Annotated in this window: 20 protein-coding genes; 16 read left to right on the top strand and 4 right to left on the bottom strand. The window is 29.8% G+C overall.

The window, feature by feature from the left end:
• Positions 1-231: 231 nt before the first annotated feature.
• The 12 genes from larA (at position 232) to L21TH_RS05340 (ending at position 13,362) form a co-directional block, all read left to right on the top strand.
• Positions 232-1,506: a nickel-dependent lactate racemase gene (gene larA, locus L21TH_RS05390; protein ID WP_006311166.1), complete on the top strand. Its 1,275-nt coding sequence runs from the start codon at positions 232-234 to the stop codon at positions 1,504-1,506.
• A gap of 51 nt (positions 1,507-1,557) precedes the next feature.
• Complete coding sequence (locus L21TH_RS05385; protein ID WP_006311161.1) at positions 1,558-2,346, top strand: electron transfer flavoprotein subunit beta/FixA family protein; 789 nt, start codon at positions 1,558-1,560, stop codon at positions 2,344-2,346.
• A gap of 10 nt (positions 2,347-2,356) precedes the next feature.
• Complete coding sequence (locus L21TH_RS05380) at positions 2,357-3,592, top strand: electron transfer flavoprotein subunit alpha (RefSeq protein WP_006311159.1); 1,236 nt, start codon at positions 2,357-2,359, stop codon at positions 3,590-3,592.
• Between the two features lie 13 nt (positions 3,593-3,605).
• Positions 3,606-5,000 (top strand): FAD-binding oxidoreductase, encoded by a 1,395-nt coding sequence (locus L21TH_RS05375; RefSeq protein ID WP_006311157.1) that lies wholly within the window; start codon positions 3,606-3,608, stop codon positions 4,998-5,000.
• 138 nt (positions 5,001-5,138) lie between these two features.
• Positions 5,139-6,797, top strand: coding sequence for an L-lactate permease (locus L21TH_RS05370; protein WP_006311155.1), 1,659 nt, complete (start codon positions 5,139-5,141; stop codon positions 6,795-6,797).
• A 141-nt stretch (positions 6,798-6,938) separates the two neighbouring features.
• The gene (locus L21TH_RS14930) at positions 6,939-7,085 is read left to right on the top strand and encodes an NUDIX domain-containing protein (protein ID WP_006311153.1); all 147 of its coding nucleotides are present in this window, start codon (positions 6,939-6,941) and stop codon (positions 7,083-7,085) included.
• Positions 7,086-7,343: an NUDIX hydrolase gene (locus tag L21TH_RS14925; protein WP_006311151.1), complete on the top strand. Its 258-nt coding sequence runs from the start codon at positions 7,086-7,088 to the stop codon at positions 7,341-7,343.
• A 218-nt stretch (positions 7,344-7,561) separates the two neighbouring features.
• Positions 7,562-7,810, top strand: coding sequence for a hypothetical protein (locus L21TH_RS05360; protein ID WP_034429410.1), 249 nt, complete (start codon positions 7,562-7,564; stop codon positions 7,808-7,810).
• Positions 7,811-7,814: 4 nt separating this feature from the next.
• Positions 7,815-8,459 carry a hypothetical protein gene (locus tag L21TH_RS05355; protein ID WP_006311149.1) on the top strand — a complete coding sequence of 215 codons (645 nt, stop codon included), beginning with the start codon at positions 7,815-7,817 and terminating at the stop codon, positions 8,457-8,459.
• A 337-nt stretch (positions 8,460-8,796) separates the two neighbouring features.
• Entirely contained in the window at positions 8,797-9,891 is a 1,095-nt protein-coding gene (locus tag L21TH_RS05350; protein ID WP_006311147.1) for a metallophosphoesterase family protein, read from the top strand.
• 2 nt (positions 9,892-9,893) lie between these two features.
• Positions 9,894-12,644: an ATP-binding protein gene (locus L21TH_RS05345; protein WP_006311145.1), complete on the top strand. Its 2,751-nt coding sequence runs from the start codon at positions 9,894-9,896 to the stop codon at positions 12,642-12,644.
• A 25-nt stretch (positions 12,645-12,669) separates the two neighbouring features.
• Complete coding sequence (locus L21TH_RS05340) at positions 12,670-13,362, top strand: metallophosphoesterase (RefSeq protein ID WP_006311144.1); 693 nt, start codon at positions 12,670-12,672, stop codon at positions 13,360-13,362.
• A gap of 225 nt (positions 13,363-13,587) precedes the next feature.
• Here L21TH_RS05340 and L21TH_RS05335 read toward each other — a convergent pair whose 3' ends face one another.
• The gene (locus L21TH_RS05335; RefSeq protein WP_006311142.1) at positions 13,588-13,998 is read right to left on the bottom strand and encodes a YetF domain-containing protein; all 411 of its coding nucleotides are present in this window, start codon (positions 13,996-13,998) and stop codon (positions 13,588-13,590) included.
• A gap of 95 nt (positions 13,999-14,093) precedes the next feature.
• On the opposite strand from L21TH_RS05335, the gene L21TH_RS05330 reads away from it, so the two are divergent.
• From L21TH_RS05330 to fabG, 3 genes are all read left to right on the top strand, one after another.
• A complete protein-coding gene (locus tag L21TH_RS05330) occupies positions 14,094-14,642 on the top strand; it encodes a class IV adenylate cyclase (RefSeq protein WP_006311140.1) in 549 nt (182 codons plus the stop codon).
• 104 nt (positions 14,643-14,746) lie between these two features.
• Positions 14,747-15,340, top strand: a complete 594-nt coding sequence (locus L21TH_RS05325; protein WP_006311138.1) for a hypothetical protein — start codon at positions 14,747-14,749, stop codon at positions 15,338-15,340.
• A 320-nt stretch (positions 15,341-15,660) separates the two neighbouring features.
• Positions 15,661-16,401: a 3-oxoacyl-ACP reductase FabG gene (gene fabG / locus L21TH_RS05320; RefSeq protein ID WP_006311136.1), complete on the top strand. Its 741-nt coding sequence runs from the start codon at positions 15,661-15,663 to the stop codon at positions 16,399-16,401.
• Positions 16,402-16,505: 104 nt separating this feature from the next.
• On the opposite strand, the gene L21TH_RS05315 is transcribed toward fabG, so the two are convergent.
• The gene (locus L21TH_RS05315; protein ID WP_006311135.1) at positions 16,506-17,648 is read right to left on the bottom strand and encodes an acyl-CoA dehydrogenase; all 1,143 of its coding nucleotides are present in this window, start codon (positions 17,646-17,648) and stop codon (positions 16,506-16,508) included.
• A gap of 206 nt (positions 17,649-17,854) precedes the next feature.
• On the bottom strand, positions 17,855-19,156 hold the full coding sequence (locus L21TH_RS05310; RefSeq protein ID WP_006311130.1) for an acetyl-CoA hydrolase/transferase family protein: 1,302 nt from the start codon (positions 19,154-19,156) through the stop codon (positions 17,855-17,857).
• Positions 19,157-19,328: 172 nt separating this feature from the next.
• On the opposite strand from L21TH_RS05310, the gene L21TH_RS05305 reads away from it, so the two are divergent.
• A complete protein-coding gene (locus tag L21TH_RS05305; protein WP_006311129.1) occupies positions 19,329-19,769 on the top strand; it encodes a MaoC family dehydratase in 441 nt (146 codons plus the stop codon).
• Between the two features lie 106 nt (positions 19,770-19,875).
• Here L21TH_RS05305 and L21TH_RS05300 read toward each other — a convergent pair whose 3' ends face one another.
• Entirely contained in the window at positions 19,876-21,309 is a 1,434-nt protein-coding gene (locus L21TH_RS05300) for a sigma-54 interaction domain-containing protein (protein WP_006311128.1), read from the bottom strand.
• Positions 21,310-21,396 lie beyond the last annotated feature (87 nt).

The following is a 21,396-nucleotide window of genomic DNA, read 5'->3' as shown; positions in this document are numbered from 1 at the left end:
TACAAAACTCTGTAAATTTATATATGAAAAAAGACGATGCATAAAAACGTGAAAAAAAAAACAATTGTTGAAATTTTCAGAAAATTATAATACGATATTGGTAAGGTGGTAATACCACTAACAGTGAAATATGTTGCTTTATTGATTTTTTTATTTAAGACTTGGGAAAATGTTTTCTAACAACTGATACATTGGTAAGACCATAATACCTATATTCAAAGGGGGGATTTTATGACTACTGTAAGAGTACCTTATCATAGGACACATTGGAATGTAGAAATTCCAGATGAGAACTTAGTAGGAATACTTGAATCAAAGGTAAACGAATTCATACCAAATTTAACTGAAGAAGAGATAGTAAAAAAAGCTTTGGATAATCCTATAGGAAGTCCTAAATTAGAAGAATTAGTTGTGGGAAAAAAAGATATGGTTATTATCACCAGTGACCATACTAGACCAGTACCAAGTAAAATTACGATGCCTATATTATTGGAAAGAATAAGAAGTGTAAATCCTGAGATTGATATTAAAATACTGATTGCTACTGGATATCATAGAGGTTCAACTAGAGAAGAGCTTATTGACAAATTTGGAGTGGAAATCGTAAACAATGAAAAAATTATAATGCACGATTCCAGGGATAAAGAGAGTTTAATTAAATTAGGTACTTTACCTTCAGGTGGTGAATTATGGCTTAATAAGTTAGTACAAGAAACAGAACTTTTGATAGCTGAAGGATTTATAGAACCACATTTTTTTGCTGGATTTTCAGGAGGAAGAAAAAGCATTCTTCCAGGAATAGCTGGAGCAGAAACTGTACTTGCAAATCATTGTTCAGAGTTTATAGCTAGTGAATATGCTCGTACAGGAATACTTGATAAAAATCCATTACATATTGATATGTTATATGCAGCAAAAAAAGCTAATTTAGCATTCATACTTAATGTCGTTATCAATGGAGATAAAAAAATAATAAATGCATTTGCAGGAGACAGTGAAAAAGCACATTTAGCAGGATGTGACTTTTTAGAAGATATAGCGAAAGTAGATAAAGCAGATGCAGATATAGTAGTAACCACAAATGGTGGTTATCCACTAGACCAAAATGTATATCAATCAGTAAAAGGAATGACTGCAGCAGAGGCTACTTGTAAAGAAGATGGAGTAATTATAATGATATCTGCTTGTAATGATGGCCATGGTGGACAGTCATTTTATGATAATTTAGCAAATGCAAGTGGTCCCGAAGAGGTTTTAGATAGGGTACTAAAAATTCCAAGAAATGAAACAGTACCTGACCAATGGGAATTTCAAATTTTAGCTAGAATATTAAGTAAATTTACAGTAATCTTAGTTACTGATATGTATGAGCCTGAGAAAATAAAAGCAATGCATATGGAACATGCTTATACATTTGAAGAGGCATTAGAAAAAGCTTTTGAAATGAAGGGAAGAGATGCAAAAGTAGTTGTTATTCCAGATGGGGTATCAGTAATTGTAAGATAATTAGATTATTAAAAATATGTGTTTAAGACTTATTTTAAAGGGGGTTTTTATATGGAAATACTTGTTTGTGTAAAACAAGTACCAGAAACTTCAGAGGTGGAAGTAGATGAGAAAACAGGTGTTTTAAAGAGGGATGGTATAGACTCAAAGACAAATCCGTATGACTTATTCGCAATAGAAACAGCATTGAGAATAAAAGAGGATAAACAAGCTAAAGTTAGCGTACTTAGTATGGGTCCGCCTCAAGCAGCAGAAGTCATAAAAGAAGCATTTATGATGGGAGCAGATGATGGGGCTTTATTAACAGACAGAAGGTTTGCAGGAGCAGATGTATTAGCAACTGCCTATACTTTATCACAGGGAATCAAGAAAGTAGCAAATCCAGACTTGATTATTTGTGGTAAGATGACCACAGATGGAGATACAGCTCAGGTGGGACCAGAAATAGCAGAGTTCCTTAATATACCACACGTAGCAAATGTAAGAAGAATTATCCAAATAAAAGAGAAGTCAATCGTTGTTGAAATGGATATGCCATATACTATAGAGATTGCAGAAATTCAGTATCCTTGCCTTATAACAGTAGATAAAGATATTTATCAGCCTAGATTACCTTCCTTTAAAAAGAAATTAGAAACTAAAGATAGAGAAATTCCATTCTACGGATTAGATGATTTAGATGATAAAGATGAAATGCATTATGGATTAAATGGCTCACCAACACAGGTTAAGAGAGTGTTTCCTCCAGAAGCAAATACAACCCATGAGAAGTGGAAGGGTTCTGGAGAAGAACTTGCAGATAGAGTATTCAATAAATTAAAAGAATTAAAGTTTGTATAGGGGGGATATCATGGCAAAGATAGTTATACACAATGATAGGGTAAAAAATGCTGAAGAGCTAGTTAAACTTTGTCCTTTTGGTGCTATTGAGAATAATGATGGTGAGCTTGAAATAAATGCAGCGTGTAAGATGTGTAAAATATGTGTAAAAAACGGTCCTGAAGGTGTATTTGAGTATATAGAAGAAAAGAAAGCTGAAATAAATAAGGACGAATGGAAAGGGATAGCTGTATATGTAGACCACGTTGAAGGAGATATACATCCTGTAACATTTGAATTGATAGGAAAGGCTAAAGAACTCGCTTCTAAGATAAATCAACCTGTTTATTGTTTGTTTATGGGACATAACATTAAGGACAAGGCTGAAGAAATACTTCACTATGGTGTAGACCAAGTATTTGTATATGATGAAGAAGAATTAAAAGATTTTAGAATAGAGCCTTATACTGCAGTATTTGAAGATTTTATAAACAATATAAAGCCTACAATTATTTTAGTCGGAGGAACCACTATAGGAAGGTCACTAGCACCTAGAGTTGCTGCAAGATTTAGAACAGGACTTACAGCAGACTGTACAGTATTAGATGTACAAGAAAATACAGATTTAGACCAAATAAGGCCTGCTTTTGGTGGGAATATAATGGCACATATTTATACTCCAAATAATAGACCACAATTTGCAACTGTTAGATATAAAATTTTCTCTGCTCCAGAGAGAAGTGAAGAACAAAGTGGAAAGGTTACTTTATGTAGCATAGATAAGGAAAAATTAGCTTCAAATATAGAGGTATTAGACGTTAAGAAAAAAGAAAAGGTTGCTAGCTTAGAGGATGCAGAAGTTATAGTTGTAGCAGGTAGAGGGGTAAAGAAAGAAGAAGACTTAAAAATGATAAATAAACTTGCAGATTTATTAAGAGCCCAAGTTGCATCCACAAGACCATTAATAGAAGCAGGGTGGGTAGATCCTAGGAAACAAATAGGTTTAAGTGGTAGAACAGTTAAGCCTAAACTGATAATAACCTGTGGAGTTTCAGGAGCAGTACAATTTGTAGCTGGTATGAATAATTCAGATTGCATAATAGCTATAAACAAAGATGAAAACGCACCTATATTTAATGTAGCTCACTATGCTGTGATTGGTGATATTTATGAAATAGTTCCTAAACTTATAGAACAAATAAAAAATGGCGATTTAGAAATTGAAGATTTAACTAATGATAGAAATTTAGTAGCAGCTGCAAATTAAGGGGGGTTACTTTATGGATTATAAAAAAATTGATAAAAAAGATATTGATTTTTTAATTTCTGTTTGTGGAAAAGAAAGGGTATTAGTAGATGACGAAATTAATGAAGATTTTAGTCATGACGAATTAGCGGGTATCAAAAGATATCCTGACGTGTTAGTTGAAGTGAGAAGCACTGAAGAAGTATCTAAAATAATGAAATATGCTTATGAAAACAATATACCAGTAACTCCAAGGGGACAGGGAACAGGTCTTGTAGGTGGTGCCGTTGCACTACACGGAGGAATAATGATTAATTTAAGTACTATGAATAGAATATTAGAATTAGATGAAGAGAATCTAACTGTAACTGTAGAGCCAGGGGTACTATTAATGGAGATATCTAAATTTGTTGAAGAGCACGATTTATTTTATCCACCAGACCCAGGAGAAAAAAGTGCTACTATTGGAGGAAATATAAACACAAATGCTGGTGGAATGAGAGCTGTAAAATACGGAGTAACTAGGGATTATATAAGGGGATTAGAAGTAGTCCTTCCAAACGGTGAAGTTATAGAAGTAGGAGGTAAAGTAGTAAAAAACAGTTCAGGATACAGTCTTAAGGACTTATTTGTAGGTTCAGAGGGGACTCTTGGAATAGTAACTAAAGCGGTACTTAGATTATTACCTTTACCTAAAAAAGCTATCAGTTTATTAATTCCTTTCCCTAATTTAGAAATGGCTATCGAAACTGTTCCTAGAATAATAAAATCTAAGGCTATACCTACTGCTGTTGAATATATGGTAAGGGATGTTATATTAGCTTCTGAGGAATTTTTAGGTAAGAAGTTCCCCGATAATTCAGCAGATGCGTATTTATTACTAACCTTTGATGGAAATAGTAAAGAAGAGATAGAAAATGCTTATGAAAAGGTAGCACATATATGTTTAGATGCAGGTGCTTTGGATGTATTAATTTCAAATACAGAAGAAAGACAGGAATCAATATGGTCAGCAAGAGGAGCTTTCTTAGAAGCTATAAAAGCATCAACAACTGAAATGGATGAATGTGACGTTGTGGTGCCAAGAAATAGAGTAGCTGAGTTTGTTAAATTTACTAATGACTTACAAAAAGAATTTGACATAAGGATTAGAAGTTTTGGCCATGCAGGAGACGGTAATTTACACGTTTATGTATTAAAAGATGACTTATCTGAAGAAGAGTGGAAAGAAAAATTATCTGGTGTATTCAAGGCTATGTATGATAAAGCAGAAGAACTAGGTGGTCAAGTATCAGGTGAACATGGTATAGGTTTTGCTAAAAAGCCTTATTTGGAAAAATCATTGGGTAACCTACGTATGCAATTACTAAAGAATATTAAACAATCATTTGATCCTAAAAACATCTTAAATCCAGGAAAAGTGTGCTAACACTACAATAGGATAAAGAGTTGTGAATAATCATAACTCTTTATCCGGTGTTTTTATATCAAATTATCTATATATATCAATATAGATATATATTTATTGGAAAGATTAATAATCGGGTTATATAAGGGGGTATTAATAATGTATGCATTTATGGCTTTTCTGCCGATATTAGTAACTATAATATTGATGGTCGGCTTTAACTGGGCTGCAAAAAAAGCTTTGCCGCTTGCTTGGGCACTTGCAGCAGCAGTAGCATTAATAATTTGGAAAATGAATTTTTATCATGTTATATCCTATTCTTTTTTTGGTATATTAAAAGCTCTTGACGTACTTATAATTATCTTTGGAGCAATTTTGATTCTTAATACACTCAAACAATCAGGAGCTATGGCAACTATTAATAATGGTTTTAGTGGTATTACAAAGGATAGACGTATACAGGCAATAATCATTGGTTGGATGTTTGGTTCATTTATAGAAGGAGCTGCTGGGTTTGGTACTCCAGCTGCATTAGCAGGGCCATTATTAGTTGGACTCGGTTTTCCACCATTAGCTGCAGCTATGGTTACTTTGATATATGATAGTACATCGGTTGCTTTTGGAGCAGTTGGTACGCCAATATTTGGTGCAATGAGTACAATAGCTAGCAATCTTCAAACAGCAGGTGCTGACCCAGAGCAATTTAAAATGGCTTTAACTAAATGGACTGCATTAACCCATGGTATAGTTGGTATTATAATTCCTTTAATAGGTATAGCGATGCTAACGAAATTCTTTGGAAAAGAAAAGTCTATAAAACCTGCATTAGAGGTTGCACCTTTTGCTTTATTTGCAGGAGTTGCTTTTGTTGTTCCTAATATATTAGTTGCGACTTTATTTGGACCAGAACTACCTTCACTAGTAGGTGCTTTTATTGGATTGGCCATTGTTATATTTGCAGCTAAGAAGGATTTCTTAATGCCTAAAACTAATTGGGATTTTCCAAATAAGTCAGAATGGGAAGAAGATTGGAAATCCTCTGTTGATGTTGGTGATATTGGAGAAGCAAAGATGTCTTTATTTAAAGCATGGACACCTTATTTATTAATTGCTATCATATTAGTTGTAACTCGTATTCCTTCCTTTGGGCTAAAATCAGTTTTAGCATCTCAAGCAATAGAAGTGTCTAATATCATGGGAGTAGAAAAATTAAACTATAGTTTAAAATGGGCTTATCTTCCAGGAACTATACCTTTCATATTAGTTGCATTAATTACTCATTTTATACATGGAATGAATGGTAAACAAATAAAGATAGCTTGGACTAGTACATTTAAGCAGATATCAGGAGCCGCTATTGCTTTATTTGGTGGTATAGCTATGGTACAGTTAATGCTTAACTCTGGTGTAAATAGTGCAGGATTAGATAGTATGCTTACAGAAATGGCAAAGAGTGCTGCAAATATTGCTGGAGTAGCTTATCCATTCTTATCTCCTTTCATAGGTGTACTGGGAGCTTTTATGTCAGGCTCGAATACTGTTTCTAATATATTATTTTCTTCATTACAATTTGAAACAGCTTCTATATTAAATATGCCAGAGGTATTAATAGTAGCCCTTCAAGTAATAGGAGGGTCAATAGGAAATATGATTTGTGTTAATAATGTTGTAGCAGTATGTGCAACAGTTGGAGCAATTGGTGCTGAAGGTAAAATTATAAAGAGAAATTTCATACCTACAGTTATATATACTCTTATTGTAGCTACAGTTATTGCGGTTCTCATTTATACAGGTTTTAATCCTTTACCATTGAATTAGAAAAAATCCCCTAGAAATAATTTCTAGGGGATTTAAATTATCAACTGTATTAAGCGATAACTAATATCACAGATGCATTGATAAAATATAATGTTTAGGATATTATAATAGCGTAGAAATTAAATTAAAGCAGGTGAAAATATGGATATTATCATAGTAACTGCAGGAATAATAAGAAGAAAAGACAAAATACTTATAGCTCAGCGAAAAGAAGGGGTAAATGAAAATTTAAAGTGGGAATTTCCAGGGGGAAAAATAGAAAAAATTGATAGAACACCAGAGGATTGATTGAAAAGAGAGATAATTGAGGAATTAGGAATAGAAATTGAGGTCGAAGATGTTTTTGATGTTGTTTATCATAGATATGAATATATAACTATATTGCTACTTTGTTATATTGCAAAATATATATCAGGAGAACCTAAGGCAATAGATTGTAATGATTTTAGGTGGATAGATATAAAGGAGTTAAATAAATACAACCTTGCAAATGCAGATATACAAATAAAAAATAAGTTATTAAAAAAAGGCTTACCGAAATTTTAAGGTAAGTTTTTTTATTGTATTTGTGACATTTGAAAAGCCTAAAATAAAACTTTACTTTTTCAAGCAATATCCATTGATTTTTTTAACAATAATGGTATAATTAAACAAAAGGGATAAAGATTGACTATAAATATATAAAAAATAACATAAGGTTTTTTATATCATAGGTATTAAGATGGCCGTCTTTAATACATATAGAATTTGTAGAGGTGGTAAGCATGAATAATTTAAATCTTGAAAGTATATGGAGTGCTTTATTACTACTTACATTCTTTTTTATATATAACAAAATTTTGAAAAATACTGCTTTTTCAAAAATAGGCAAGGCACTTTCATTGTTACTTTTTATTGGTTGTATTTTATTACCTGATTTTTTTGGAGTAAAGAACGAATATTTATATCGTTTACTACAATCAATATCTGTAATCTTTGCATTAAATTTATTTAATAAAGAAAGTAGAAGGTAGAATTATGAATAATAAATTTAAAAGAATAGTAAGTATAATTATTGTATTTACAGTATGTTTTTCAAGTACACAGGTGTTTGCAGTTAATGGTAATGGAAACATAAGTTTAAAAGATAAAAAAGATAAGTCAGAGGAAATAACAATAAACACATATATGGGAACCTTTCATATAAGAGAACTTACTGATGAGTCAATAAAAGAGGATATGTTAAATAAAATTATGGAATACAAAAAAACTTCCAATTCAAATATTATATCACCTCTATATGTACCTGAACCAGGGGATGAATCCATACTACTATATGGACCTCTACAGAAGTATAGCTACAATAGATTATCAAAGACCATTATTAAGGCAGCTTGCGATGCAGCTATTTTCTTAGTACCTAGTGGGATTTTATTAACTAAAGCTAAAAATGCTTATAAATTAATTTCTGCTACAATCGCTTATGTTGCATTAGATAATTACCTAGGAGAAGTAGGTGATGATATCCCTGATGATAATTGGTATGAAGTATGGCAATGGAAGTATTATAGTGATTACTATAATGAATATGTAATAATGACGACAGTAGTATTCTATGCTGACGAAGATTATAGTGATCCAGTTTCAGTAACTTATTATGAAACTGATATAGAAACTAATTAATTGCACTAGGAACTGAACTAATATCTAATATTAAGGTTAAAGATTATTAAAGTTTTGAAGTTTAAAAATAAAATTATTAAACTGACTATGTTAAATAAACAATGGAAATAACTAAAATATCTTTAAGTAGCCAAGATTCGATGCTACATCGGGTTTAGGCTACTTTATTTTTTACATAATAGCAGGAAAAAAACTTGCAATTATCGAATATATGTTCTAGTATTAGTTATTAGAGGAGTAGATAATAGAGATTAGACGATTAAGTATAGTTTATAACGAACAGCGAAAAGCGAATAGCCAAAAGCGACAAAATCGCTTTTAATTCGGAGGTGTATTTATGACTATAAAATGCATACATACTGGCGACTTACATCTTGGTATGGAGTTTAAAAACGCTAGTTTTGATATAGATTATGGAAAAAAGAGAAGAATAGAGCTTTGGCAGACATTTGATAGAATAGTTAACCGTGCTATTAATAATAAAGTGGATTTTTTGTTTATAGCAGGTGACCTTTTTGAAGACGATTATTGTAGTCTTGGAGATATAAAAAGGATTGCAGGTAAATTTGCTGAAGCTAAAAATGTAAATATTGTTATTGCTACAGGTAATCATGATATTTTAACAGATAAATCCTTTTATAGACTTGTTAAATGGCCAGAAAATGTCTATATTTTTAATAATAGTGTTGAAAAGATAGAATTTGAAAAATTCAACACAGTTATTTGGGGATTGAGTTGGGATAAAAAAGAAGAAAAAAGAAACTTAGTAGATAATATAAAAGCCCAAGAACAAGGAAAAATAAATGTTTTATTAGCACACGGTGATACATTCAATAAAGATTCGCAATATTTACCAATTAATAAAGACTTACTGATAAATAGTGGATTTGATTATGTAGCGTTAGGACATATACATAAGCCCCAATTTATAACAGAAAGAATAGCATATTGTGGAAGTCCAGAGCCATTAGATTTTGGTGAAACAGGTTTGCATGGTATAATAGAGGGCATTGTGTCTAAAGAAAAGGTAGATATGCAATTTGTTCCTTTCAGCAAAAGAATGTTTATAACTAAAGAAGTGCAAATTGATTCTGAAATGACATATCAAGATATTATTAACAAAATTATTCAATGTGATGATGAAGATAGTAGAAGCAATAATATATACAGGATAATATTGAAGGGTATTAGAGATAGAGATATTGCATTAGATATAAACGAATTAAAAGAGTCAATTAAAAATAATTTTAATTATGTTGAGATTATAGATAAAACTGAACCAGACTATGATTTAGATAAAATAAAAAAAGAAAATAAAGATAATATAATAGGATATTTTATAAAAGAAATGGAGCAAAAAAACTTAAAAGACCCTGTAGTAAAAGATGCGCTTTATTATGGACTAGAGGCTTTACTAAAGGAGAAGGTGTAAAGATGATAATAAAAGAACTGATTTTGATTTCGTTTGGTAAGTTTATAAACAAAAAATTGGAGTTTAAGAATGGGATAAATATAATTTATGGAGATAATGAAGCTGGAAAAACAACGCTCCATAAGTTTATAGAAGGAATGTTTTTTGGATTTTTTAAACCATATACCAAAAGAAAGGTCTATACTGATGAGTATGATAAGTATTTTCCTTGGGAAAATAACGATTATAGGGGAATACTTAAATATTTACATGATAATGAAGTTTATAGAATAGAGAGAAACTTTTTAAAGGGGAATGATGAAGTAAAAATTATAGATGATAAAACAGGTGAGGATATTACACATATTTATGAGTATGATAAAGTTATACGTCTACCAAACCCAGCTTCCCGACATTTAGGCTTAAATAGAGTCGTATATAATAATACTATAAATATTAAGCAATTAGGCAATAAAACAGATGATGACTTAGCAAAGGAAGTTAAAGACAGTTTAATTAATTTAGGTGGAAGTATGGACGAAGATATATCAGTAAAATCAGTTATTGAGAGACTTGCAAATAGAATGGATAATATAGGAACTAAAAAAAGAATTAAAACTTCACCCTATGGAAAAATTATAGCTGAAATTAATAGCCTTGAAAAAGAGAGGCAAAAATCTTTAAGAATAATGAATGAGGTTAAAGAGCAACAAAAAAGGTTAAATGAAATAAACAATCAAATTAAAGAATTAAAAAACACGAAAAGGCTTTTAGAAAACAATTTAGAGTTAATCGAAGTATATAGAGCAAAAGATAAATATAATAAAGCGTTGCATTTAATAGAAGATATTAATAAATTGACCAAAGATACGAAAAGCTTAAAAAGATATGAAAAAGTGAATTCTGAGGAATATACAGAAGTAGTAAAAATGGATAATTCACTTAAAACAATAGAAGAAGGATTGAATAATTTAAAGGGAAAATATAACAAAATAAAGAATAAGATAAGAAGGATACAAAAAAATATAGAAGAATTAGCATCGTTTGATAAAATACAGGACTCTGAAGAGATAGATAGACTGTTAAGTGATTACATGATTATGGAGAATCAAAATAAAGAATTAATAAGTATTAAAAAGAAGATAGAAGATATTAAAAAAGAGCTTGAAGAAGGCAAAAACTTGAAAGTATCAGATATAAATGAAGATTTTTATAAGTATGAAGAACTACAGCATGAAAAAGATGAATTATTATATAATAAGGATTATGCTAATGTAACATTTTTAAAAGCTAGATTAGATGAAAAGGAAAAAGGATATAAAAGGCTAAAAATATATAAAGTTATGTGTATTGTAGGGGCTTTGGCTTTTGCTCCATTGGGTATAATCTTTGACCCATTATTGTTTCTTACAACAATATTGCCTTTAAGCTTATTTGCATATTTTATACTAGCTGGTAGAGAAACAAAGAATTACTTAAATAAACTTAACACGCAACTTAAGTCTATTGAGGAAGAAGAACAAGAAAGTAAAGCAAGAATAAAAGAAATAGAAAACCAAATGGAAGAAATTCTAAATAAGTATGGTTGCAAAACTAAAACAGAATTTAGAAAATTAATTAATAAGTATTCTAGAGAAGCTAGTTTTATCGAAGATAGACAAATACAATTAAAAGAGCTTAAACAAAGGAAAGAATACATAATAAATGAAATCAAAGGACATGAATCTATAATAAGGAAGTATTTAACTTTAGCAGGTGTAGAGAGTGAAATTAATTTTGATAATGTAAAAAAGGTTAGGCAGAAATATAACAAGTACCTAGAACTAAAAAAATTTAATATATCACTTAAACAAGAAATGAATGAAATACAACAAGAAATTGAAAATAACAGGGTTAAATATGATAATATAAGTAAGAAACTAGTTAACATATTAGAAAAGAATAATGTTCAAGATATAAAAGAGTTTAAAGAGGCATTAAACGAAAAGAAAAAGTATATAGAACTAACTAAAAAACTCGAGAACAAGAATAATCTTCTGAAAAGTATTTTAGGTGATACTAGTATAGAATATTTAAAGAAAAAGGCTGAAGAATCAAATTCAAGTTATAAGGATAATATTAAGAAGTTAGATAAAAACAAGATAAAAAGTGAGTTAAAAGAAGTAACATCTACTATAATAGATAAAAGACATGAAATAACTAGAATTGAAGAAAAGATAAAAAATCTAACCTCTAAGACTAGACCAGTGGTAGATATAGAAGAAGATATGATGAGAAAGAATAAAATTAAAGAAGAATATGAGAGTAAGTTAAAAGCGTTAAAACTAGCAAAAGATACTATTGAAAGGATATCAAAAAATATACAAAGAGATTTTGCTCCTAGATTAAACAAAAAAGTAAGCAATATTATAAATAAGGTTACTGCAGAAAAATACAATGAAGTAAAAATTACTGAAAAGATAGATATAAGAATTGTTGACCCTAAAACAAGTAAGTTAGTAAATATAGAAGAATTAAGTGGAGGAACTATTGACCAAATCTATTTTGCCACTAGATTTGGGATTATAGATATAATAAAAGGAGATAATAATATTCCACTTATTCTAGATGATTGCTTTGTACAGTATGATTTAAATAGATTAGAAAGTATATTAAGTTTTTTAGCAAATGTAAGTCAAGAAAGACAAATATTATTGTTTACATGTCATAGAAGAGAAAAAGAAGTTTTTGATAGACTGGGAATAGAGTATAATTATATAGAGTTAACCCATTAAGAAACATGCAATGAGGTGAGATGATATGGCTATATATGGAATAGCGGATTTACATTTAGATTTCTCAAAGAAAAAGCCAATGGACATATTTGGGAAGAACTGGATAAATCATGAAGAGAAGATATTTGAAAATTGGAAAAAAGTGATAGGTGAACATGATTTAGTTTTAATGCCAGGAGATATATCATGGGCAATGAAATTAAATGAAGTTAAATTAGACTTAGAAAGAATAGATGAACTGCCTGGGCTTAAAGTTATTAGTAAAGGTAATCATGATTATTGGTGGCAGACTAAGTCGAAGTTAAATTCTCTTAAGCTTGATACTATACATTTTTTACATAATGATAGCTATGTTTATAAAAATATAGCTATATGTGGTGCAAGGGGATGGACTCCCAGGGATAGCGAAGAATTTAAAGAGCATGATGAAAAGATATTTAATAGAGAAGTTAGTAGACTGAAATTATCTTTATCATCGGTAAATGGTCAAGGTAATAAGAAAATAGTTATGCTTCATTATCCTCCTTTTAATATAGACGGAACTGCGAATGAATTTGTTGAGGTTATGAAGGAATATAATGTTTCAATATGCGTATATGGCCATTTACATGCAGATGGACATAGATTTGTAGTCGAAGGAAATATAGAAGGTATAGAATTTTATTGTATTTCTAGTGATTATATAGATTTTAAGGCAAGGAAAATTTTAGAGATATAAGCTTAAATTGATAAAGGATTATGGATTAGAGATAATAGATAATAGATAATAGTTTCAAAGATATATATATTAATTGATAGTTGACAATGGAAAAATTATAATTGCCTTTAAGTGTAGGAGCTGGATATGTCCAGCTTTTTCTTATATATATTAGTTAAAGTGACCTAGAAGCTAGACTAAAAACTGCTGACTACTAACAACGAACTACTAACTAACAAATCAACTTTAGTCGATTTTGTTTTCAACGTGTACTTTGCCTGTAGAATCTAATACTGCATAGTCTATATCTTCAATATTATTAATTCTTTTTTTATTAATAGTTTTGTTTAACCACTCATTATCTTTTCTGATAGCTTTTAAATTTTCAGTTAATATTTCTCCATTTAATATTAATTCTAAAGGGAGTTGTAAGCTATCGATATTTGGTTCTAATTTAAATGGAGTTTTATCTGTTGTAGTATCAATAAACCTCTCACCTAAAAGAGACAGTTCAACATCTCTAAATTTATGTTCGGTATATAAATGGTTTTCTTTGTTTTTATTTATTCTTTTTACTCTAATTATTCGAAATATGATATAAACTATTGCAGTGGTAAACAGTAAAATATATAGTATTGTATAGGTGTTGAATTTCATTTTTATGCCTCCTAATTCTATTTACTAAAATGATTGACAAAAGGCTCAAAAATAATTCATGTTAGAATTATATTTTTAGAAAGGTGGAAAAAGCTATGAAAGAATTAGAAGTAAAGGTACTAAATATAGATAAAGAAGAAATACAAGAAAGATTAAAGAGTATTGGAGCAGAGCTAGTAAAAAAGGAGTATCAGGTTAACACTATATTCGATACTGAAGATAGGATTATAAAAAATGAGCATAAAGGATATTTAAGAATCAGAGAAAAAAGAGATTTACTTAATAATAAAACAGAGTATATATTTACATTAAAGAAAAATTTATCTAGTGAGAAAGTAAGAAAAAATGTTGAAATAGAAACTAAGGTTGATAATAAGGATGCACTTACTGAAATACTTAAGCATTTAAAATTAGATATAAAGCATAGTGGTTCAAAAGAGAGGATTTCATATAAATATGATGATATTTTATTTGAGATAGACACTTGGGATGAAGATACATATCCATATCCTTATCTTGAAATAGAAGTAAACAAAGAAGAAGATTTAGAAAGAGCTATTGAGTTACTCAATCTAAATAGAGAAGATGTTACAGATAAGTCTTTAGACCAGCTTAGGAGAGAAGTAGGACTAGGAGGGCTGTAAAAATCAATTGTTTTGATTTTTTATCACCTTTACAGAAGTAAGGCATAAAATATAATGAGATGGTTGTATTTGTCATGTTAAATTCAGTAGAGGTGATATATTCGATGGATAATAAATTAATAAATAATTTGTTTTCACAAAAGACACTAGGCTATTTACTTCCTATAGCATTTTTGTTTTTAATAAGTCAAAAAGGCAAAGGTATTAAATTAGATTTAAGTAGCTTAGCTAAAGCTGATAATTTAGAGAGTAAAGTAGACATGATTAGAAGAATAACACCTTATTTTTCAGAAAAAGAACAAATGATTTTGTATAGAATTAAAGATGTATTAGACATCATTAATAAAGCTAATAGGGTTACTAAAGCAAATTATGAACCACAGATAAGCAGTGCAGTAACAGAACTTCCTAGTATAGAGAAGAAAGAAAAAATATTAGTAGAAATGGCTAATCATACTGAAGGAAAAAATAAAGAACTTCTTGATAAAGTTATAGATGCTAAGAGAAGAATAGATGAAACTAGAAGTAAATTAGTCGAATATAAGACAAATGTAGCAACACAAGAATCAGACAATTTAAAACAAATGGTTAAGCTTATAGATTGTTTCAAGCCTGTATTAGATAGTAACAGTAAGAAGAAAATTAATAAACTAGAAAGGGTAGTAGAAGTATTAAGAACTCCAGAGGACCAATTATAATAGTTAAATTATACCTACATTTTATATCAAAAAAGAACGGTCATTTTCGACCGTTTTTTTACGTATTTATCAATATAATTATCAAAGTTTATAGTATAAGAGTGTAAACATGTCTATAAACGGAGACATAATTACATAAAATATATTTTATTTTTCTTTAAGAATTCATTTTTTTGTAAATTTTGATATCAATTAATTACTGATTAAATCAATGTTACTGCATCATTAAGTATGTTTTTTATATCCTACTATATAGTTTGTATTAGAAATGGCATAAGTTTTGCTTTTTATTTATAGTAAACAAAGGGGAGGTATTTTTTATGAGATTGAATGAAAAAGTTTGCATTATTACTGGTTCTGGAAAAGGTATAGGTGCAGCAACAGCGAAAAAGTTTGCAAAAGAGGGTGCTAAAGTTGCTATATGTGATATTGATATGCCAGCAGTTGAGAATACTGTTAACGAAATAAAAGAAATGGGTGGAGAAGCAGTTGGGTTTAAAGTTGATGTAACTAATAAAGAAGATATTGAAAATATGGTTAATTCACTTATGGATAAGTATGGAAGGATAGACGTATTAGTTAATAATGCTGGTATAATATCAGATTCACAGTTATCTAAAATGACAGAAGAACAATTTGACAAAGTTATAAATATTAATTTAAAAGGTACATATTTATGTACAAAGGCAGTTGTAGATATTTTTATTAAGCAGAATAGTGGTGTTATATTAAATACATCTTCAATAGTGGGTATTTATGGTAATTTTGGACAGACAAATTATGCAGCTTCAAAGTTTGGAGTAATTGGATTTACTAAAACATGGGCTAAAGAATTAGGAAGAAAAGGTATTAGAGCTAATGCGGTTTGTCCAGGCTTTATAGCAACAACTATACTTAACTCAATGCCAGAAAAAATTATAAAGGCAATGGAATCAAAGGTTCCAATGAAGAGATTAGGTAAGCCTGAAGAAATTGCCAATGTATTTGCATTTTTAGCATCAGATGAAGCAAGTTATGTAAATGGAGCAGTTATTGAAGTAAGTGGTGGAGTGGTAATATAAGCTTCTTCTAGATATAATAAGATACAATACAGTATAAAAAAAGGGTCAGCTCTTGAAAATTTGTTAGGAGTTGACCCTTTTTTATTAAGAATATGTTTTAATATTTATTTTAATATTTGTCTTGCTATTACAATTTTCTGAATTTCTGATGTACCTTCGTAGATGGAAGTAATCTTTGCATCTCTAAATATCCTTTCAATTGGATATTCTTTTATATATCCATAACCTCCGTGCATTTGAAGTGCCTTATTAGCTACTTCCATAGCTAATTCTGTAGCGTATAATTTAGCCATAGCAGCTTCTTTACTAAAAGGAAAACCTTCTTGTTTTAACCATGCAGCTTTATAGACAAGCCCTCTTGCTGCTTCGATTTTAGTTGCACACTCAGCTATTTCCCATTGGATTCCTTGATTCATTGATATAGGTTTACCAAATTGCTTCCTTTTCTTTGTATATTCTATAGCTTCGTGCAAAGCAGCTTCAGCTAATCCTAGGCCTTGAGCTGCAATACTTATCCTTCCACCGTCAAGGCCTGTCATTGCAATCTTAAAACCTTCTCCTAGGTTACCTAAAAGATTTTCTTTTGGAACTTTCACATTTGATAATATTAACTCACCAGTTGATGATGCCCTAACACCACATTTTTCCTCAATTTTACCTATTTCAAATCCTTCCATATCTTTTTCAACGATAAAGGCAGAGATACCTTTTACACCTTTGGATTTGTCAGTCATAGCCATAACAATGAATGTATCAGCATACTCTGCATTTGTTATAAACGTTTTAGTACCATTTAATAAATAATAGTCCCCTTTATCTACAGCAGTAGTTTGTTGAGCTGAAGCGTCAGAACCTGCATTCGGTTCAGTTAAGGCGAAAGCACCAATTTTGTTACCTTTATTTAATAACTCAGGTACATATTTCTTTTTTTGCTGTTCAGTACCAAACTTTAAGAGGATTGAAGCAACAAGGCCAGTATTAACAGCATATACACATGCAGTAGAAGCACATGCCTTACTTATTTCTTCTACTGCTAAAACATAGGTTATATAATCACTACCTGAACCCCCATATTCAGTTGGATATGACATACCTTTGATTCCAGACTTTCTCATTTTATCGATAGTTTCTAAAGGAAACTTTTCTGTTTTATCAATTTCCGCTGCTAAAGGTTTTATTTCTTTATTAACAAATTCTCTAATCATTTGACGAGTTAATTTCTGTTCACGTGTAAGTTCAAAATTCATTTTATAACCTCCTCGTATCTTAACAAATTATTTTTAATTATAGTGAAATATTTTATTAAATTATAGAAGCAAATATTATGCCAAAAATCCAAATTAAAGTTTGGCTTATGTTAAGTTTTGCAACTTCATATCAAATACAAACATAATAACCTTTATTAATAAACATAATTTGTATAAACTTTGCTACATGTCTTAACTTGAATATCTTAAATTAGGTTCATTTTCTTTGCAGCAGAAGTAAGTTCATCCCTAAAATTAGGATGTGCAATATTAATTAATGATTTTGCACGTTGACTTATAGTTTTTCCTTTCAATTTCGCAACTCCAAATTCTGTAATTATATAATCAACTTCGTTCCTTGTTGTTGTAACAATGGAACCTTTTGTTAAAATAGGTTTAATTTTAGATATTGTTCCGTTTTTAGCAGTTGAATACATGGCAATTATTGATTTACCATTTTTAGATTTAGCTGCACCTCTAACATAATCCACTTGTCCACCTACACCACTAAAATGTTTTACACCGAGACTTTCTGAACAAACTTGTCCAAATAAATCTACTTCTATACACGTGTTAATTGAAATAAAATCATCATGCATTCCAATAATATTAGGGTCATTAACATAATCAACAGGATAAAATTCTATTCCTACATTGTCATTTAAAAAATCATACATTCGTTTTGTACCTAAAGCTAAAGTCGCAATTGATTTACCTTTATGGATATTTTTTTTTCTATTTGTAACAACACCATTCTCAATTAAATCAATCATACTTTCTGTAAACATTTCTGTGTGAATTCCTAAATCTTTTTTAGTACTTAGTGATTGAGCAGCAGCATTAGGTATTGCTCCGATTCCAAGCTGTATTGTGGCTTCATTAGGGACTAATTCAGCAATATAATTACCAATAATTTTGTCAATATCAGTTATATTATTTGAAGGCAATTCAGGCAGAGGTTTGTGACATTCACATATTGCATCTACTTGAGAAATATGAATAAAACTATCTCCATGAATCCTAGGCATGTATTCATTAACTTCTAAATAGATTTTTTTTGCTGTTTCAATAAGAGATTTACATGTGCTTACACCTATTCCTAGACTAAAATATCCATGCTCATCCATAGGTGAAACTGTGGCATAAAAAACTTCAGGTCTAACTGAATATTTCCATACATCTGGGATTTCGTGGTAAAAACTAGGTATAAATTCACATCTATTGTTCCAAAGAGCTTTTCTTGCATTTGCACTTGTAAAACAAGTTACATGATTAAATTTTCCGTTTAGTCTTGGATCCCAAATTTTTTTTGGTCTAATTGACAATAGGGAACACTGTTTTATATTTGATAAGTTTTCTTCAAGTGCTCGACGTGCAATTGCTTCTGTTATTGCATATGATTCAGCTCCCGCTATTGGACTTGAGCATACTGTGTTTGAACCTATTTTTTTAGCAATTTTTTCAGCACTAACTAATTTTTCGTTGTACATTTTTATCCATTTATTCATATAATCCCTCCTAATATAAATGATTGTAATAATAGGGTTAGAAATATTTCACCTACTAAAACTATAAAATAAATGCTACCAAATAAACAAAGCAAAAAGTATTCCAAGTTATTATGCTGGCATGATTGTTGCAGAAACTGTAAGTGAAAATAAGAATAAAGGGGGAATTTTTATGATGCCAAGAGATACTTCGATTGACGGATTAACACTAGATGAGATGGATATAGGGGATAAGGCTTATATTCAAAAAACTGTTACAGAACACGATATTTATACTTTTGCAGGAGTTACAGGGGACTTTAATGTAGCTCATGTTAATGAAGAAATAGCTAAGAAAAATATGTTTGGACAAAGGATAGCACATGGAGCATTAACTTCAGGATTAATTTCAGCTGTATTAGGAATGAAACTTCCTGGAGCGGGATGTCTTTATATTAGTCAAACTTCTAAGTTTATAAGACCAGTTAAAATAGGGGATACCATAAAAGCAGAAGCTGAAGTTATTAAAAAAATACCAGAAAAAAATAGAGTTATTATTAAAACAACATGTACAAATCAGAATGGAGATGTAGTTTTAATTGGAGAAGCAGAAATAATGCCAAGAAAAAAGTAGAGAAAAAAAGAAATATCCCTTATAAAACATAAGGGATATTTCTTTTTTACATCAATAAACATGTAGTATTAAGTAGACACATTAATTTAGTTAAATATACATTAAATTAACATTTTCTTTTGATGTTTAGTCTTTCCATTTTTTTATATAAAGTACTTCTATGTATACCAAGGTCCTTTGCTGTCTTTCTACAGTTAAAATTATTCCTAGATAATACATCTATTATTATTCTTCTTTCAATATCTTCCATTAATATTTCTAAAGATTTGTTTGTTACATTACTTGTTTGTATTTTAGACTCTGTTAAAATATTTGTTGGTAAATGAGCATTGAGTATAATATCTTCATCTGCTAGTACGTAAGCTCTTTCGATAACGTTTTTGAGTTCTCTTACATTACCCGGCCAACTGTAATCATTTAATACTTTTTTTGCTTCTTTTGATATTTTAACATTAGTTTCATACTTTTCATTTAATTCATCTAGAAAATAATCTGCGAATAGTTCGATATCTTCTCTTCTATTCCTAAGAGGAGGTATGTTTATTTCTATAACATTTAAACGATAATATAGGTCTTCACGGAAGGTATTATTTCTAATTTTTTCACGTAAGTTTTTATTAGTAGCTGCTATAACTCTAACATCTATAGGAATTGGTTTATAGCTTCCTACTTTCTCAATTTCTCTTTCTTGAAGAACACGTAATAATTTAGCTTGCATTTGCATTGGCATTTCACCAATTTCATCTAAGAATATTGTTCCACCATCTGCAAGTTCAAACTTACCTTTTTTTCCCCCTCTTCGAGCCCCTGTAAAGGAACCTTCTACATAACCAAATAATTCTGATTCAAGTAACTCAGATGGGATAGCTGCACAGTTTATTCGGATAAAGGGCTTATTTCTTCTTCTACTTGCATAATGTATTGCGTTAGCAAAAACTTCCTTACCAGTACCTGTTTCACCAGTTAATAGAACTGTAAAGTCATTATTTATTGCTTTTTTTGCTAGTTCTTTTATTTTAATAAATTCTTTACTTTTTCCTATAATATTGTTAAAAGAGTATCTATCTTTTGCTAATCTTTTTAACTCTTTTTTATAGTATTGTAATTCCATATCTAAGTTTTGCAATTTTTCTGCAAGTTTCATTGTATTGTGTGAAAATTTTACTTGACCTACAGCTGCTATAGTTTTATTATCTTCTTTTACTGGAGCTCTTGTTACTATAGCGTACTTTTCATTTGTTGGTGTCTGACCTTTTAATAATTTATGAATAACGTTTACCTCGGTTTTATAGTTTTTGTCAGACAATAATTTGGGTAACTTAGAATTTTTTATTATCTCTGTTACATATTTACCAATAATATCTTTTTTCTTTAAACCAAGGAATTCACAGTATGCTTTATTAATTTCAATAATAAATCCTTTATCATTTACAATTAAGAAGCCATCATCTGATATCTCCATAATTTTATTAAATATAAGTTTAAGTTTTTTTAATTCATTGGGATTACAATCATTAGTTAATTTTGTTTTATCATTCATAAATTTCCCCCCCCTTTTTTTACGTAGTTAGCTTATTGCAAAACTCTAAAAGTGTTGAAATTTAGAGTTTTTATTAAATTTATTACA

It is taken from the genome of Caldisalinibacter kiritimatiensis (assembly GCF_000387765.1).
Classification (GTDB): Bacteria; Bacillota; Clostridia; order Tissierellales; family Caldisalinibacteraceae; genus Caldisalinibacter; species Caldisalinibacter kiritimatiensis.
The sequence above is the reverse complement of the archived record's forward strand: the minus strand, read 5'-3'. Positions and strand labels throughout refer to the sequence as shown.

Coding starts and splice junctions, on each gene's coding strand:
- larA (WP_006311166.1), top strand. CDS start 232: ATGACTACTGTAAGAGTACCTTATCATAGGACACATTGGAATGTAGAA.
- L21TH_RS05385 (WP_006311161.1), top strand. CDS start 1,558: ATGGAAATACTTGTTTGTGTAAAACAAGTACCAGAAACTTCAGAGGTG.
- L21TH_RS05380 (WP_006311159.1), top strand. CDS start 2,357: ATGGCAAAGATAGTTATACACAATGATAGGGTAAAAAATGCTGAAGAG.
- L21TH_RS05375 (WP_006311157.1), top strand. CDS start 3,606: ATGGATTATAAAAAAATTGATAAAAAAGATATTGATTTTTTAATTTCT.
- L21TH_RS05370 (WP_006311155.1), top strand. CDS start 5,139: ATGTATGCATTTATGGCTTTTCTGCCGATATTAGTAACTATAATATTG.
- L21TH_RS14930 (WP_006311153.1), top strand. CDS start 6,939: ATGGATATTATCATAGTAACTGCAGGAATAATAAGAAGAAAAGACAAA.
- L21TH_RS05360 (WP_034429410.1), top strand. CDS start 7,562: ATGAATAATTTAAATCTTGAAAGTATATGGAGTGCTTTATTACTACTT.
- L21TH_RS05355 (WP_006311149.1), top strand. CDS start 7,815: ATGAATAATAAATTTAAAAGAATAGTAAGTATAATTATTGTATTTACA.
- L21TH_RS05350 (WP_006311147.1), top strand. CDS start 8,797: ATGACTATAAAATGCATACATACTGGCGACTTACATCTTGGTATGGAG.
- L21TH_RS05345 (WP_006311145.1), top strand. CDS start 9,894: ATGATAATAAAAGAACTGATTTTGATTTCGTTTGGTAAGTTTATAAAC.
- L21TH_RS05340 (WP_006311144.1), top strand. CDS start 12,670: ATGGCTATATATGGAATAGCGGATTTACATTTAGATTTCTCAAAGAAA.
- L21TH_RS05335 (WP_006311142.1), bottom strand. CDS start 13,998: ATGAAATTCAACACCTATACAATACTATATATTTTACTGTTTACCACT.
- L21TH_RS05330 (WP_006311140.1), top strand. CDS start 14,094: ATGAAAGAATTAGAAGTAAAGGTACTAAATATAGATAAAGAAGAAATA.
- L21TH_RS05325 (WP_006311138.1), top strand. CDS start 14,747: ATGGATAATAAATTAATAAATAATTTGTTTTCACAAAAGACACTAGGC.
- fabG (WP_006311136.1), top strand. CDS start 15,661: ATGAGATTGAATGAAAAAGTTTGCATTATTACTGGTTCTGGAAAAGGT.
- L21TH_RS05315 (WP_006311135.1), bottom strand. CDS start 17,648: ATGAATTTTGAACTTACACGTGAACAGAAATTAACTCGTCAAATGATT.
- L21TH_RS05310 (WP_006311130.1), bottom strand. CDS start 19,156: ATGAATAAATGGATAAAAATGTACAACGAAAAATTAGTTAGTGCTGAA.
- L21TH_RS05305 (WP_006311129.1), top strand. CDS start 19,329: ATGATGCCAAGAGATACTTCGATTGACGGATTAACACTAGATGAGATG.
- L21TH_RS05300 (WP_006311128.1), bottom strand. CDS start 21,309: ATGAATGATAAAACAAAATTAACTAATGATTGTAATCCCAATGAATTA.